Consider the following 13,810-nt stretch of genomic DNA (forward strand, 5'->3'; position numbering starts at 1 on the left):
CCCCGTCCCCCGACCCCCGCCTCCCGTCCCCTCCGGCGTGCCTCACACGGAGTGGACGGTTCCCGCGTACCGCTGGACGAAGCGGGTGCCGGTGCCCGCGGTGACGGTCACGTCGTAACGGCCGCCGTCGGTCCGCCAGGTCACCCGGGTGCGGTCGCCCGCCTTGACCCACACGGTCTGCTCCTTGCCGGCGAAGTCGTTCGGCGTGAGCGTGAAGGCCACCTCGGTGCCGCCGTCGTTGCGCAGGTAGAACTCGACGGCCGCGTGCTCCGGGCGCCCGTCGTGCCGCAGGGTGGCCGCGACCCCCGGCACGGCGACGTCGTCCTGGCCGTCGGGGACGACCGTCCCGGAGAAGCGGCGGACGAAGCCGTCGGCGCCGTGCACGGAGAAGTCATAGCGGCCGTCGGTGTCCGCCGCGTCCCACACGTACGTGCGCGACGAGCGCGGCGGGACCGTGAACGGCGTGCCGGTGAAGGGCAGCGCCGTGTTGGGCAGCACGGTGAAGTGGTAGCCGACGGTGCCGTCGTTGGTCAGCCTGCAGGTGACCTTGCCCTTGTCGCGGTCGACGGTCACGTCGGCCCACGGCCGGTACGGCAGCGGGCGGTGCGGCCGCCGCCCCTCCTCCTGCTGCGGCATGGCCGAACGGTCGGGCACCTTCACCGCGGGCAGCGCGTTGTTGGCGTCCGCCTTGGCCATCAGCGCGAGGGTGTCCGGCAGCGCGGGGATGCTGTAGTCGGGTTTGGTGAAGTCGAAGCAGCTGGTGAGGTCGCCGCAGACGGTGCGCCGCCAGTCCGAGATGTTGGGCTCCTTCACCCCGGTGACGCGTTCGAGGAAGCGCAGCACCGAGGTGTGGTCGAACACCTGGGAGTTGGCCCAGCCGCCGCGCGACCACGGCGACACGACCCACAGCGGCACCCGGCTGCCCAGACCGATGGCCTTGCCGTTCGCGAACTCGTCCTTGGTGCCCGGCTCGGGGAACGGCGGGATGACGTGGTCGAAGTAGCCGTCGTTCTCGTCGTACATGAGCAGGAAGACGGTGTGCTTCCACACGTCGGGGTTGGAGAACAGCGACTGCAGCGCGGTGTTGACCCAGTGGGCGCCGTAGTCGGGGCTGGCCGCGGGGTGCTCGCAGAACAGGTACGGCGCCACCAGCCAGGAGACGGTGGGCAGCGTGCCGTCCTTGCAGTGCTTGTCGAACGCCGTCAGGTCGAACTTCGTCATGGCGTTGACGTAGCGCGGGTCGTCCTTGGGGAACTCGTGGAACTGCTTGAAGTACGACAGGGCGTTGTCGTCGTAGTCGCCGTTGCGGTCGTCCGAACCGTCCGGGTTGTGGTAGACGCGCCAGGTGACGCCCGCGTCCTCCAGCCGCTCGGCGTACGTCGTCCAGTCCGCCACCGGGTTGTCGGTGACCGGGGTGTTGTCGGTCCACGGGCCGGTGGTGCCGTCGACGCCGGGGCCTGCGGTGCCGGTCCACAGGTAGAGGCGGTTGGGGTCGGTGGGGCCGTTCAGCGAGCAGAAGTAACCGTCGCAGAGGGTGAAGGCGTCGGCGAGCGCGTACTGGTAGGGGATGTCCTCGCGGGTGAAGTAGCCCATGGTGCGCTCGCCCTTGGCGGACACCCACTTGTCCATGGCGCCGTTGTTGACGGCCGAGTGGCCGCTGTCCCAGTCGTGCGGGAGGCCGCCGGCGTTCTGGGCGTTGTACTTGGTGGTGTCCATGCGGAACGGCAGGAGGTGGCCCTCCTCGCGTCCGCGGGCGGGCTGGCGGAACACCGGGTCGCCGTTGGACAGCACGGCCGCCTGGCGGTCGCCGAAGCCCCGTACGCCGCTGAGGGTGCCGAAGTAGTGGTCGAAGCTGCGGTTCTCCTGCATCAGGATCACCACGTGCTTGACGTCGTCGATGCTGCCGTGCCGCGGGCCGTGCCCGGCGGCCTCGGCCGTGCCGGGGAGCCCGACGGCTGCGGCGGCTCCCGCGGCGGTGCCGATGAATGCGCGGCGGCTGAACTCGGTCATGGGGAAGGTTCCTTAGGTCGTTCGGGGTCAGCCGCGGGCGGACAGGGAGAAGGTGACGACGGCGGCGGCGTGGTCGGAGGGCCAGCCGTTGCCTGCGGTGTCCGGGACGGGCCGGGGCCAGCCGGTGACCAGGGTGTGCGCCTCGACGACCTTGAGCGGGCCCGCGTACTGGACCTGGTCGATGCGGTCCTGGGGCTCCGCGCCGCCGTCCTCGCGCCGCGGCCTGACGGGTGACCAGGTGGTGCCGGGGTCCTTCACGGGGCTGGAGTGATCGGCGCGGAAGGCGTCGGTGAGGCCGGCGTCCTCCAGGGCCTCGGTGACCGGCCAGCGGAGCCGGCTGGCTCCCCCGTGCGCGGACGAGGTCCGGCTCGTCCAGTCGCGGTGCGACGGCGAGGCGAGGCCGGCGGCGAGCACGACGGGACCGCGGGAGGCGATGTCGCGGCGCATCGCGGCCACCAGCGCCTGCGTCTGCCGGTAGCGTGCGGTGCCCTTCTCCGCCGCCTCGACCTGCGCGGCCGTGCGGCCCGCGAGCACCGCGTACGGCCCGTAGCCGGCCTCGTCCAGCTGTGCCGTCCACAGCCGTACGGTGCGGTCGCCGGGCAGCCGCAGCGTCGCGGCGGCGGCCGGCAGCGAGGCGGTGGGGGCGACGGTGCCGGTGAGCGGATGGCGGCTCACGATGCCGAGGCCGCCGGCCTGGTGCACGTGCCAGCCGAGCGCGGCGGCGAGCCGCTGGGCGCCGTCGTCACCGCACTCCTGGAGCGCGACGGCGTCGAGGCCCTGGGTCAGCACCAGCCGCAGCTGCTTCTCCAGCGCGCCGTCGATGTGGCTGCCCGCGTCCCACAGGTTGAGCGTGGCGACCTTCAGCGTCAGCCGGTCCCTGCTCGCGCGCACCGGCACCAGGACGGTGACGGTGTCGCCGCCGACGGCGCTGTCGGTGACGGCGACCACCAGCCGGCCGGGGGTGCGCGGCGCGAGGGCCGGGGCCTTGCCGCTGACGGTGCCGTCCGCTGCGACGGTCAGCCACGGGTCGCCGCCGGCGCGCCTGAAGGTCGCGCTGCCCTCGGCATTGCCCTCGGGCCGGATCCACAGGCCGCCGAGCGCGACGGAGAAGGAAGTGCCCGCCGTCTGCTCGGCGGTGGTGACGGCGTCCACGACCGCATGCGGACGCGGGATGACCGGACGCGGCACGAAGCTGAAGGGCGCGGTGCGGGCCAGGATGCCGTAGCCGTCCTTGGCCAGCAGGTAGGCCGTGTACGGCCCGCCGCTCAGCCCGGAGGTGTCGATGCTGATGTCGCCGGACGCCGCGGGGGTGTACTCCCAGGCGAGGGAGGCGCCGTTGCCGGGGACCCGGTCGCCGTCGTAGACGCCGATCCAGTTCTTGGGGTCGGGCGCGTCCGTCGTCCAGTGGAAGGAGACCTTGTCGCCCTCGAAGGGCTTGGGGGTCCGCGGCTCGACGAGGTCGCCGGTGGGCGGGCCGGCGAAGGTGAACGGCTCGGTCTTGGCGAGGATGCCGTAGCCGTCCTTGGCCAGCAGGTAGACGGTGTACGGGCCGCCGCTCAGCCCGGAGGTGTCGAGGGTCGTCCTCCCCGAGGTTCCGGTGACGTACGTCCACACCAGCGAGCCGCTGCCGCTGCCCGGCTGGCGGTCCCCGTCGTAGACGCCGATCCAGTTCTTGGGGTCGGGCGCGTCCGTCGACCAGGTGAAGGTGAGTTTGTCGCCGCGTTGCGGAGGCGTCGTGGAGTCGAGCGCGACGCTGCTTCCGGATGCGGCGACCTGTGAGAGGGATGGCACGGTGTTGGGTCCTCTCCGCCCCGGCGCCGCCGCGGCGGCGTTCGGGTGGGCAAAGTTGTCTAGATAACTTCGCCCCCAGCAAGCCGTCCCACGGCGACGAACCCGTGAACGACGGGTTGCCGCCGTCCGGGAATCAGGCGGAAATCTGAGGTTGGCGCGCACGGCGGGACAGGCCGCCGTCCGCCCCCACGACCGCCTTGAGCAGCGATGTCACGGGGATCGGCATGCTCCACGACGGGTTCCGCACCCCGAGCGGCGGCCTCCCCCCGGGCCGCCGCTCGGGGGGAGGCCGCGTCATGCACCGTTCAACGGTGCACGTTCCGCTGCGCGCAGGCGAGGCGTTCAGCAGGTGAGGTTGCCGCCCGGGGCGACGCCCAGGATCTGGGTGAAGCGCTGGTAGTTGTTGACGCGGCTCTGCACCTGCGCCGGGTTGCGGCCGTCGCACTCCAGGGACCCGTTGATGGAGCGGATCGTCTGGCCGAAGCCTGCCTGGTTCACCATGGCGTTGTGCGGGGTCATGGTGCCGGGGCCGCTCTGGGTGTTCCAGTACCAGAGGCCGGTCTTCCAGGCCACGGCGGCGTCCTGCTCGACGAGCCAGGGGTTGTGGAGCAGGTCGATGCCGAGGGCGTCGCCGGCCGCCTTGTAGTTGAAGTTCCAGCTGAGCTGGATCGGGCCGCGGCCGTAGTAGGCGGACTGACCGGCGGGGCAGCCGTAGGGCTGGCTCGTGTCGCAGTAGTGGGGGTAGTTGGCGGTGTTCTGCTCGACGATGTAGACCAGTCCGCCGGTCTCGTGGGCGATGTTGGCGAGGAAGGCGGCGGCCTCCTGCTTCTTCACGGTGTCGCTCCCGGTCTTGGCGAAGCCGGGGTACGCGGAGAGGGCGGCGACCAGGCCGCTGTAGCTGTAGAAGGAGTTCCGGCCCGGGAACATCTGGTTGAACTGGGCCTCGCTGACCACGAACCCGGAGGGGTTGCCGGGGTTGCCCGGGTCGGTCGTGCCGCCGCCGCAGGTGCCCTGGTCGGCCCAGACGCCCCATTCGCCGGTGGTGCCCGGGGTCTCGCCCTGCGTCCACCACTTGGCCTGCCAGTTGTGGCCGCTGTAGGAGGCGGTCATGCCGCCGGTGTAGACGGCGCCGGCGCTCCACGGCGTGGCGCAGGTCGCGGCGGAGGCCGTGCCGGCGGGGAGCGCCACCGCCAGTCCGGCGGCGGCCGTGAGGGTGGTCAGGGCGGCGAGGGTACGTCGCATCACCGTAACTGCTCCTTGTGTGGGGGGAGTTGCGTGTCGCACTCAGCAATGAACCGGATTGGCCTATACCTGTCAAGGTCTAGACCAACATCCCCCGCACGGCCCGGCCACGGCCCCGGGTTGAGGCCCCGCCCCGTCGGCGTAGCGTGGAATCAGGCCGGTGCCGGTGGCGGGCGGGCCCGCGGGGGAAGGTGCGCGTCGCGCCGAGCCGCACCGCCGGCCCCAGGCGGGCCCCGCCCCCGGGCGGGCTTGCGTCGTCAGCGCACGAGGAGCGTCGGCCATGGGCAAGCCCTCAATCGACCAGCTGCGGGAGCGCGTGCGCGGGGCGGTGATCACCGCGGACGAGGAGGCCTACGACGGGTCACGGCAGGTTCACAACGCCATGATCGACCGGCGGCCGGCCGTCATCGTGCGCTGCGCCAACGCCGGCGACGTCATCGCCGCGGTGGACTACGCCCGGGAGAACGGGCTCGACCTGGCCGTGCGCGGCGGCGGCCACTCCGTACCGGGCTTTGGCACCTGCGACGACGGAGTCGTGGCGGACCTCTCCGCGATGCGCTCCGTACGCGTCGACCCCGGATCACGCGCCGCCCGCGCGGAGGGCGGCGCCACCTGGGGCGACGTCAACGCCGCGACGTACGCCTTCGGGCTGGCCACCACCGGCGGCATCATCTCCACCACCGGCGTCGGCGGCCTCACCCTCGGCGGCGGCATCGGCTATCTCAGCCGGGGCCTCGGACTCAGCTGCGACAACCTGATCTCGGCGGACGTCGTCACCGCGGACGGGCGCTTCCTCGTCGCCAGCGAGAAGGAGTACGACGACCTCTTCTGGGCGCTGCGCGGCGGCGGCGGCAACTTCGGCGTGGTCACCTCGTTCCAGTTCCGGCTCAGCCCGGTCAAGGACATCTACGGCGGCCCCGTCTTCTACGACCTCCAGGACGCCGGCAGCGTGCTGCACGCCTACCGCGAGGTCATCGCCGACGCCCCCGAACAGCTGGGCAGCTTCCCGGCGTTCCAGATCGCCCCGCCCCTGCCCTTCATCCCGCCGGAGCGGCACGGCAGGGTCCACGTCGCCACCGTGAGCTGCTGGGCCGGCCCGCTCGACGAGGGCGAGCGGGCGCTGCGGCCCTTCCACGACATGGCGCCGGTCGTCGCCGAGCACATCGGCCCGATGCCGTACCCGGCGCTCAACACCGCCTTCGACGGCCTCGTGCCGCCCGGCCTCCAGCACTACTGGAAGGCCAACTTCGTCACCGAGCTGACCGACGAGGCCATCGCCGCGCACCTCGAGCACGCGGCCGGCCTGCCCGCCGTGAACTCGACCGTGCACATCTACCCGATCGACGGCGCCTGCCACCGCGTCCCCGCGGACGCGACAGCCTTCGCCTACCGCGACGCGTCCTTCGCCACCGTGATCGCCGGCATGTGGCCGGATCCCGCGGCCAACGAGGCCAACGTGGCCTGGGTGCGCGACTACTACCGCGCCTTGGCGCCGCTCTCGGAGGAGGGCGGGTACGTCAACTTCATGGCCGGGGACGACCAGGGGCGGATCCGGGCCAACTACAAGGGCAACTACGACCGGCTCGTCGAGGTCAAGCGGACGTACGACCCCGGGAACCTGTTCCACCTCAACCAGAACATCACGCCTTGACGGCGGCCGGGGCCGGGGCCGGCGCGGCCCCGGCACGGTGGCGGCTCAGGAGAAGCCCACGACGCCGTGCGGCCGGTAGGGGCTCTCCAACTCCTTCAGCTCCTCCTGGGTGAGGCGCACGTCCAGGGCGGCGACGGCGTCCCGCAGGTGCGCCTCCTTGCCCACGCCCACGATCGGCGCCGTGATCCCGGGCTTACCCAGCAGCCACGCCAGGGCGATCTGGGCCCGCGACAGTCCGCGCCGTGCGGCGATGGCCGCGACGGCCTCGACGATCACCCGGTCCTCGTCAAGGTAGAGGGTGCCGCCGAACTCGTCGGTCTCCTGCCGGGCGCTGACGGTGTCCCAGTCGCGGGTCAGCCGCCCCCGGGCGAGCGGGCTCCAGGGGGTCACGCCGACGCCCTGGTCCGCGCAGAGCGGCAGCATCTCACGCTCCTCCTCGCGGTGGAGGAGGTTGTAGTGGTTCTGCATGCTGACGAACTTCGTCCAGCCGTGGCGCTCCGCCGTGTACTGGGCCTTGGAGAACTGCCAGGCGTACATGGAGGACGCACCGATGTACCGCGCCTTGCCCGACTTCACCACGTCGTGCAGGGCCTCCATGGTCTCCTCGATCGGGGTGTGCGGGTCCCAGCGGTGGATGATGTAGAGGTCCACGTAGTCCGTGCCGAGGCGGCGCAGGCTCGCGTCGATCTCGGTGAGCACGGCCTTGCGCGACAGACCCGCCCCGTTCGCGCCGGGGCGCATGCGGCCGTTCACCTTGGTGGCCAGCACGATCTCCTCGCGGGACGCGTACTCGGCGAGGGCCCGGCCGACGATCTCCTCGCTGGTGCCGTCGGAGTAGACGTTGGCGGTGTCGAAGAAGGTGATGCCGGCCTCGACGGCGCCGCGTATCAGGGGGCGGGCGGCGTCCTCGTCCAGCGTCCACGGGTGGTTGCCGCGCTCGGGGGTGCCGTAGCTCATGCAGCCCAGGCAGATCCGGGAGACGTCCAGACCCGTGCCGCCGAGTTTCGTGTACTCCACGTCCATGCCTCCGCAAGGTGGTTTTGGTGGCTTCGGTTGCCGAACCGCGCTCCCGAGTATGCAAGCCGGTGGATCTTCGCGTCGACGGCCCGCCGCGCTGCACCGGGGGATCCGTCCACAATGTCCAATGGAAAGCGTAAAGACCCCTGTGCACCACTGCGGGACTTCCGTCCCGTGAGCGACGTGGGCGATGTCACATGCACCGATTTGCGCTGTTCATCATGGCTTTGACCTGCGGCTTTTCGGAATCACATACTCCGCTTCCGGCGACTGTGCAGGTCAGGCCCTTGCGCCCGCGGGAATGCTCCCGCAGAGTCCTGACGTATCCGGCCCCGGCCGCGCAGCGCGGCAGCCGGCATTCCGGGCGGGGGCTAGCTGAAAGGGTCCTCGTCTCACATGCGCAACCAGGCCAAGCACCGCCGCGGGCGTTCCCTGCGGCTCAAGCTGTCCGCCGCGGCTGTCGCCTCCGCCGCGGCCTTCGGCGGCACCGCGTGGGCGCTCCAGCAGTCGGGCTCGGACGGCACCGGGGCGGACCGCGCGTCCGGCTCGTCCAAGGTCCACGTCACCTCGATCCTGCCGAGCGCGTCCGAGCAGCCGGAGCACGGCCTGGTCGACGCCGACAGCGGCCGGCGTGACGCGGCACCGGAGGCGAAGGAGACGAAGGGCACCGGCGCGACTCCGTCGAAGGGGGCGGCCCCGGCCAAGGCGAAGGTGAAGACCAAGGCCAAGAAGCCCAAGCCGGTGAAGACCACGCCGAAGCCCGCCCACACCGGGCCGGCCCAGCCGAAGCCCCCCGCGAGCACGCCGACCCCCAAGCCCAGCCACACCGCCACCCCGCCGGCGACGCCCACCCCGCCGCCGACCACCCCGCCGCCGACCACGCCGCCCCCGACGCAGACGCCGGACCCCACGCCGCCGGCGTCCACCCCGTCCCCGACCGCGGCACCCACGACGGACACCCCGTACGCACCCGCCTCCCCGGCCGCCGAAGCGGCCGAGCCCCCGACGGCGGCCACCCCCCGGACCGCCCCGCAGCGCGCGGACGACGCCGAACTGCTGCCCCCCTTCGCCACGGTTCCGCACCCGCACGCCCACGGCCGCGGTCACGCCCGCGGCCCCTGGCTCCCGTTCCCGGCGACCGCCCCCGGTCACGCCGTCGGCGCCCCGGGCGGCACCGGCCCGCTCGGCTGAGCCTCCCCCGGGGCCCGCCCGGGGACCCGTACCGTGGGCGTCCTACGGAAGCGAGGGCACCGGGGCATGGGTGACAACAAGCGCCAGGACCGCCTGCCGCGCGGCATGTACGAGCGGGAACTGCTGCGGCTGCAGGTCGAGTTGGTCAAGCTGCAGGAGTGGGTCCGGGCCGGCGGGCACAGGCTCGTCATCGTCTTCGAGGGACGCGACGCGGCCGGCAAGGGCAGCACGATCAAGCGGGTGACGGAACACCTCAACCCCCGCATCGCGCGCATCGCGGCGCTCCCCGCGCCGACCGAACGCGAGCGCACCCAGTGGTACTTCCAGCGCTACGTCGACCATCTGCCGGCCGGCGGGGAGATCGTGCTGTTCGACCGGAGCTGGTACAACCGCGCCGGTGTGGAGCACGTGATGGGCTTCTGCACCCCCGAGGAGCACGTGCGCTTCCTGCACCAGTGCCCGATCTTCGAACGGCTGCTGATCGAGGACGGCATCATCCTGCGCAAGTACTGGTTCTCGGTCAGCGACGCCGTGCAGGAGCAGCGGTTCCGGACCCGCCTGGAGGACCCGACCCGGCGCTGGAAGCTGTCGGGGATGGACCTGGAGTCCATCACCCGCTGGGAGGCGTACTCCCGCGCCAAGGACGAGATGTTCGTGCACACCGACATCCCCGAGGCCCCCTGGTACGTCGTGGGCAGCGACGACAAGCGCGCGGCCCGCATCAACATGATCGCCCACCTGCTCGCCGGCATCCCCTACGAGGAGGTCCCCCTCCCCGCCATCGAACTCCCGCCCCGCCCCGAGTCGACCGGCTACCAGCGCCCGCCCCGCGACCTGCAGACCTACGTCCCGGACCACGCGGCGACCTTGGGGCAGTGACACCACTCGGGCCCCTCGTGCCGGCGGCTGGGAAATCCGTCGGGAAACCGTCCCTGGCGCGCCCGGGAAAGGGGCCGGGGCGGGCGCCGGAGGGGTTGCGGGCGGACTCGCGGAGGGGGTGCGGGCAGGGCGGCCCGGGGGTGGTGCCGGGGTGGGGGAGGCGGGCGTACGGGCGGTTGGGGCACCCGCGCTGAGCTGGGCTTTCGAGGCTGCGGACCCTAGCGTCTCCCCATCGGGAAAGGGGATCTGATGGACCGTGGTATCCGCGACGTCGACGACGTGCTGAGGCTCCTGGACGACCTGTTCGCGGCGGGGGCCGACCGCTGGACGGAAGGGGCGGCCGACTGGTGGGACGCGTTCTACGCGGACCGGTCCCGGCCGGTGCCGTTCTTCGTGGACAAGCCGGACGAGAACCTCGTGGAGTGGCTCGACCGGGGCCTGATCGCGCCGGGCGGCCGGGTCCTCGACCTCGGGTGCGGTCCGGGACGCAACGCGCGGTACCTGGCCGCACGGGGGTTCACGGTGGACGCGGTCGACCTCTCCCCCGCCGCGATCGCCTGGGCGCAGGAGCGGGCCCGCGAGGCCGGTGCGGCCGTGCGGTTCCACCGCGGTGACGCCTTCGCCCTGGCCGGGACGGTTCTGCGCGGCCCGTACGACCTGGTCCACGACTCGGGTTGCTTCCACCATCTGCCGCCGCACCGGCGCATCAGCTACCTCGCGCTGCTGGACGGGGTCCTGGCGCCCGGCGGGCATCTGGCGCTGACGTGCTTCGCCGCCGGCGCCATGGGGTCCGAGCTCGACGACGCGGACTTCTACCGCGATTCCCGGCTGCACGGCGGCCTGGCCTACAGCCCGGAGGCGCTGCGCCGGATCTTCTCCGGACTGGCGGAGGTCGAGCTGCGCCGCATGCGCGGTGAGCCGGCGGATTCCGCGTGCTTCGGTGAGGACTTCCTCTGGGCGGCCCTGTTCCGCCGCCCCGCAGGGGTCGTACCCGGTAGCTGACCCTCCCGGGTGATGGCGTACGCGGGCGGGAGCGGGCACTCTGTGCGCATGCCGGAGGGGAGGATCCACATGGACGGTGCCCGGCCCGCCGCCGCACGCCCCGCGCGGGCGCTCGCGGCCGCGCTCGTGCTCCTCGCCCTGCTGTCCGCCTGCGGCGGCTCCGGCCGGGAGGCCTCCGGGGCTCCCTCCCGGACCGCCGCATCCGGCGAACCCGGCACTGCGCCGGCCACGCCGGGCGGCGGGTCGCCGGACCCGACCGCGTCGGCATCGGCGTCGGCATCCACCACACCCCGCCGGGTCCACGCGGCCGTCTACTTCCTGCACGAGGGCAAACTGTCGGCTGCGCCGCGCACGGTGACCGGCCCGGCGACCGCCGCCGCGGCCCTGCGGGCCCTGCTCGCCGGCCCGAACGGCTTCGAGCGCGGTCACGGCCGGGCGACGGCGATCCCGTCAGGGACGGCGCTGCGATCGCTGGCCGTACGGGACCGCGTCGCCACCGTCGACCTCTCGGGCCGCTACGACGACGCCGTCCCCGGCACACCCGTGGAAGCCCGGCTCGCCCAGGTGGTGTTCACCGCGACGGCGTTCCCCGGCGTCGAGAAGGTGCGCTTGCGCGTGGACGGCGGGCCGCCGGCCGGACTCGGCACGGTCGCCACCGGCCCGCCCGTCGGCCGCACCGACTTCGAGGAGCTCTCCCCCGCCGTCCTCGTGGAGTCACCGCTCCTCGGCGACACCGTGACCGCCCCGCTGCGCGTCCACGGCACGGCCGACACCTTCGAGGCGGAGTTCCGGCTGCGGATCTCCGACGGGGCCGGCCGCACGGTCGCCGACGTACGGGTGGCGGCCACCTCGGGCAGCGGCACCCGGGGCACCTTCGACGTGACCGTGCCCTACCGCGCGGCCGGTGGGCCGGGCACCCTCACGGCGTACGTGCTGTCCGCCGAGGACGGCCGCCGGGTCGTCCTCGACACGGTGCCGCTCACCCTCGCGGGGTGAGCGGGTCCCGGCCGGACCGTGCGCACGCCGCCGCACCGGCCGAGACTGGAACCAGGGGACGCGTCCCGGGTTCAGGAGGCCGCCATGAACGCCGTCCGGCAGCCGAAGGCGGTGGGCGACGTGATGACGTGCAGGGTCGTCGCGGTCACCCGCCGCGCGTCGTTCAAGGAGATCGTGCGGGCCCTGGAGCAGTGGCACGTCAGCGCGGTACCGGTGGTGGAGGACGGGACGCACGTGGTGGGCGTCGTCTCCGAGGCCGACCTGCTGCGCAAGGAGGAGCACCGCGTGGACGGGCCGCCCCCGGTGGGCGGGGCCGGCGCGTCGGGCAGGGCGGCCGCGCTCACCGCCGAGCAGTTGATGACCGCGCCCGCGGTCACCGTGCGCGGCGACGCCTCGCTCGCGCAGGCGGCCCGCGCCATGGCGCGGCACCAGGTCAAGCGGCTGCCGGTCGTCGACGCCCGGGGCATGCTCAAGGGCGTGGTCAGCCGGGGCGACCTGCTGAAGGTCTTCCTGCGGTCCGACGAGGACATCGCCCGCGACGTCCGGGAGAACGTGGTCGCACGGCTGTTCCCCGGCGCGTGGCGGTCCCTCGAGGTCGACGTCGAAGAAGGGGTCGTCACCCTGAGCGGGCTGCTCGGGGACCGCTCCCTGGTGCCGGTGGCGGACCGCCTGGTGCGGTCCGTCGAGGGCGTCGTCGACGTGCGCTTCGATCTGACGCCGAACCGGGTGTGACGGGCGGTCCCGGCGCCGGATGCGAGGGCCGCCCGCCGCGCCCACGCTGGTAGGGGGGACACACCTCAGCCCGAAGGAGCGGAACGCCATGAAGGCATGGGTCTTCCAGGGTCCGGGACGGGCCGCCTGGCAGGAGGTGGCCGACCCGGTCCTCCGGGACGCGAGGGACGCCATCGTCCGCGTCGACACCGCAGCGATCTGCGGCACCGACCTGCACATCCTCAAGGGCAACGTGCCGGACGTCGCTCCCGGTACGGTGCTCGGCCACGAGGCCGTGGGCGAGGTCGTCGAGACCGGCGCGGAGGTGGACGCCCTCCAGCCCGGCGACCGGGTGCTGGTCAGTTGCGTCTCCGGGTGCGGACGCTGCCGGTTCTGCCGTGAGCAGGCCTACGGGCAGTGCCAGGACGGCGGCGGCTGGGTGCTCGGGCACCTGATCGACGGCACGCAGGCGGAGTACGTGCGCGTACCGTACGCCGACACCTCCCTGCACCCGCTGCCGCACAACGTGGGCGGGCACGACGCCGTCCTGCTCTCCGACATCTTCCCCACCGCCTACGAGGTGGGCGTGCTCAACGGCGGGGTCCGGCCCGGGGACACGGTCGTGGTGGTCGGCTGCGGTCCGATCGGCCTGGCCGCCGTCGCCACGGCCCAGCTGTGCTCCCCGCACACGGTGATCGCCGTCGACCTGGCCGCGGCGCGCCTGCAGGCGGCGAAGAACCTGGGCGCGGACGCCGTGGTCACGGCGGGCGAGCAGCCCGAGCAGCTGGTCGACGACCTCACCGGAGGGCTCGGCGCGGACGTGGTGATCGAGGCCGTGGGGCTTCCGGAGACCTTCGAGATGTGCACGCGGATGGTCCGGCCCGGCGGCCGGGTGGCGAACGCGGGGGTGCACGGCCGACCGGTCACGCTCCACCTGGAGCAGCTGTGGAACCGCAACGTCACCATCACCACGGGCCTGGTCGACACGTACTCCACGCCCACCCTGCTGCGCCTGCTGGAGGCGCGGAAGCTGCCCACCGGCGCGTTCGTCACGCACATCTTCGAACTGCACGAGACGGCGGAGGCCTACGACGTCTTCGCGGCGGCGGCCGACACCGGAGCGCTCAAGGTCGTCCTGGGCGGACCGCACCATGACGTCCTCGTACCCATGTCCTGACCGGGCCGGCGGGCGTAAAGGGCGCATCAGGGACGTAACCCCCACTCTTGACGGAATCTTAACGGCGCGAAGCGGCGGTACGGGAAATCGGGCGCCGACCGATGCGTACGCTGACCAGGCCATCTCGTGGTGGCGGGAACCAG

11 protein-coding genes are annotated in these 13,810 nt (G+C 72.9%); 7 read left to right on the plus strand and 4 right to left on the minus strand.

What is annotated here, in order from left to right:
* Nucleotides 1-42: 42 nt before the first annotated feature.
* The 3 genes from PV410_RS19955 to PV410_RS19965 form a co-directional block, all read right to left on the minus strand.
* On the minus strand, nucleotides 43-2,010 hold the full coding sequence (locus PV410_RS19955; RefSeq protein WP_500326308.1) for a phosphocholine-specific phospholipase C: 1,968 nt from the start codon (nucleotides 2,008-2,010) through the stop codon (nucleotides 43-45).
* Nucleotides 2,011-2,037: 27 nt separating this feature from the next.
* Entirely contained in the window at nucleotides 2,038-3,801 is a 1,764-nt protein-coding gene (locus PV410_RS19960) for an endonuclease/exonuclease/phosphatase family protein (RefSeq protein ID WP_500326310.1), read from the minus strand.
* Between the two features lie 342 nt (nucleotides 3,802-4,143).
* On the minus strand, nucleotides 4,144-5,043 hold the full coding sequence (locus PV410_RS19965) for a glycoside hydrolase family 19 protein (protein ID WP_500326311.1): 900 nt from the start codon (nucleotides 5,041-5,043) through the stop codon (nucleotides 4,144-4,146).
* A gap of 280 nt (nucleotides 5,044-5,323) precedes the next feature.
* Between PV410_RS19965 and PV410_RS19970 the strand changes: the two genes are divergently transcribed.
* Nucleotides 5,324-6,694, plus strand: coding sequence for an FAD-binding oxidoreductase (locus tag PV410_RS19970; RefSeq protein WP_500326312.1), 1,371 nt, complete (start codon nucleotides 5,324-5,326; stop codon nucleotides 6,692-6,694).
* Nucleotides 6,695-6,739: 45 nt separating this feature from the next.
* On the opposite strand, the gene PV410_RS19975 is transcribed toward PV410_RS19970, so the two are convergent.
* Nucleotides 6,740-7,711, minus strand: a complete 972-nt coding sequence (locus tag PV410_RS19975) for an aldo/keto reductase (protein WP_500326528.1) — start codon at nucleotides 7,709-7,711, stop codon at nucleotides 6,740-6,742.
* A gap of 396 nt (nucleotides 7,712-8,107) precedes the next feature.
* Here PV410_RS19975 and PV410_RS19980 point away from each other — a divergent pair, with 396 nt between their 5' ends.
* From PV410_RS19980 to PV410_RS20005, 6 genes are all read left to right on the plus strand, one after another.
* The gene (locus PV410_RS19980; protein ID WP_500326314.1) at nucleotides 8,108-8,902 is read left to right on the plus strand and encodes a hypothetical protein; all 795 of its coding nucleotides are present in this window, start codon (nucleotides 8,108-8,110) and stop codon (nucleotides 8,900-8,902) included.
* A gap of 66 nt (nucleotides 8,903-8,968) precedes the next feature.
* Complete coding sequence (gene ppk2, locus PV410_RS19985) at nucleotides 8,969-9,781, plus strand: polyphosphate kinase 2 (RefSeq protein ID WP_500326315.1); 813 nt, start codon at nucleotides 8,969-8,971, stop codon at nucleotides 9,779-9,781.
* A gap of 249 nt (nucleotides 9,782-10,030) precedes the next feature.
* Complete coding sequence (locus tag PV410_RS19990; RefSeq protein ID WP_500326317.1) at nucleotides 10,031-10,783, plus strand: class I SAM-dependent methyltransferase; 753 nt, start codon at nucleotides 10,031-10,033, stop codon at nucleotides 10,781-10,783.
* A 48-nt stretch (nucleotides 10,784-10,831) separates the two neighbouring features.
* A complete protein-coding gene (locus PV410_RS19995) occupies nucleotides 10,832-11,779 on the plus strand; it encodes a GerMN domain-containing protein (RefSeq protein WP_500326319.1) in 948 nt (315 codons plus the stop codon).
* Between the two features lie 84 nt (nucleotides 11,780-11,863).
* The gene (locus tag PV410_RS20000) at nucleotides 11,864-12,511 is read left to right on the plus strand and encodes a CBS domain-containing protein (protein WP_500326321.1); all 648 of its coding nucleotides are present in this window, start codon (nucleotides 11,864-11,866) and stop codon (nucleotides 12,509-12,511) included.
* A gap of 88 nt (nucleotides 12,512-12,599) precedes the next feature.
* Complete coding sequence (locus PV410_RS20005; protein ID WP_500326323.1) at nucleotides 12,600-13,667, plus strand: alcohol dehydrogenase catalytic domain-containing protein; 1,068 nt, start codon at nucleotides 12,600-12,602, stop codon at nucleotides 13,665-13,667.
* Nucleotides 13,668-13,810: the final 143 nt, after the last annotated feature.

Origin of the sequence: Streptomyces sp. PA03-5A (genome assembly GCF_033792725.1) — a bacterium.
GTDB lineage: Bacteria > Actinomycetota > Actinomycetes > Streptomycetales > Streptomycetaceae > Actinacidiphila.

Bases quoted from the DNA above. Each gene is read 5' to 3' on its own strand.
- PV410_RS19955 (WP_500326308.1), bottom strand. From the start codon at position 2,010: ATGACCGAGTTCAGCCGCCGCGCATTCATCGGCACCGCCGCGGGAGCC.
- PV410_RS19965 (WP_500326311.1), bottom strand. From the start codon at position 5,043: ATGCGACGTACCCTCGCCGCCCTGACCACCCTCACGGCCGCCGCCGGA.
- PV410_RS19970 (WP_500326312.1), top strand. From the start codon at position 5,324: ATGGGCAAGCCCTCAATCGACCAGCTGCGGGAGCGCGTGCGCGGGGCG.
- PV410_RS19980 (WP_500326314.1), top strand. From the start codon at position 8,108: ATGCGCAACCAGGCCAAGCACCGCCGCGGGCGTTCCCTGCGGCTCAAG.
- ppk2 (WP_500326315.1), top strand. From the start codon at position 8,969: ATGGGTGACAACAAGCGCCAGGACCGCCTGCCGCGCGGCATGTACGAG.
- PV410_RS19990 (WP_500326317.1), top strand. From the start codon at position 10,031: ATGGACCGTGGTATCCGCGACGTCGACGACGTGCTGAGGCTCCTGGAC.
- PV410_RS19995 (WP_500326319.1), top strand. From the start codon at position 10,832: ATGCCGGAGGGGAGGATCCACATGGACGGTGCCCGGCCCGCCGCCGCA.
- PV410_RS20000 (WP_500326321.1), top strand. From the start codon at position 11,864: ATGAACGCCGTCCGGCAGCCGAAGGCGGTGGGCGACGTGATGACGTGC.
- PV410_RS20005 (WP_500326323.1), top strand. From the start codon at position 12,600: ATGAAGGCATGGGTCTTCCAGGGTCCGGGACGGGCCGCCTGGCAGGAG.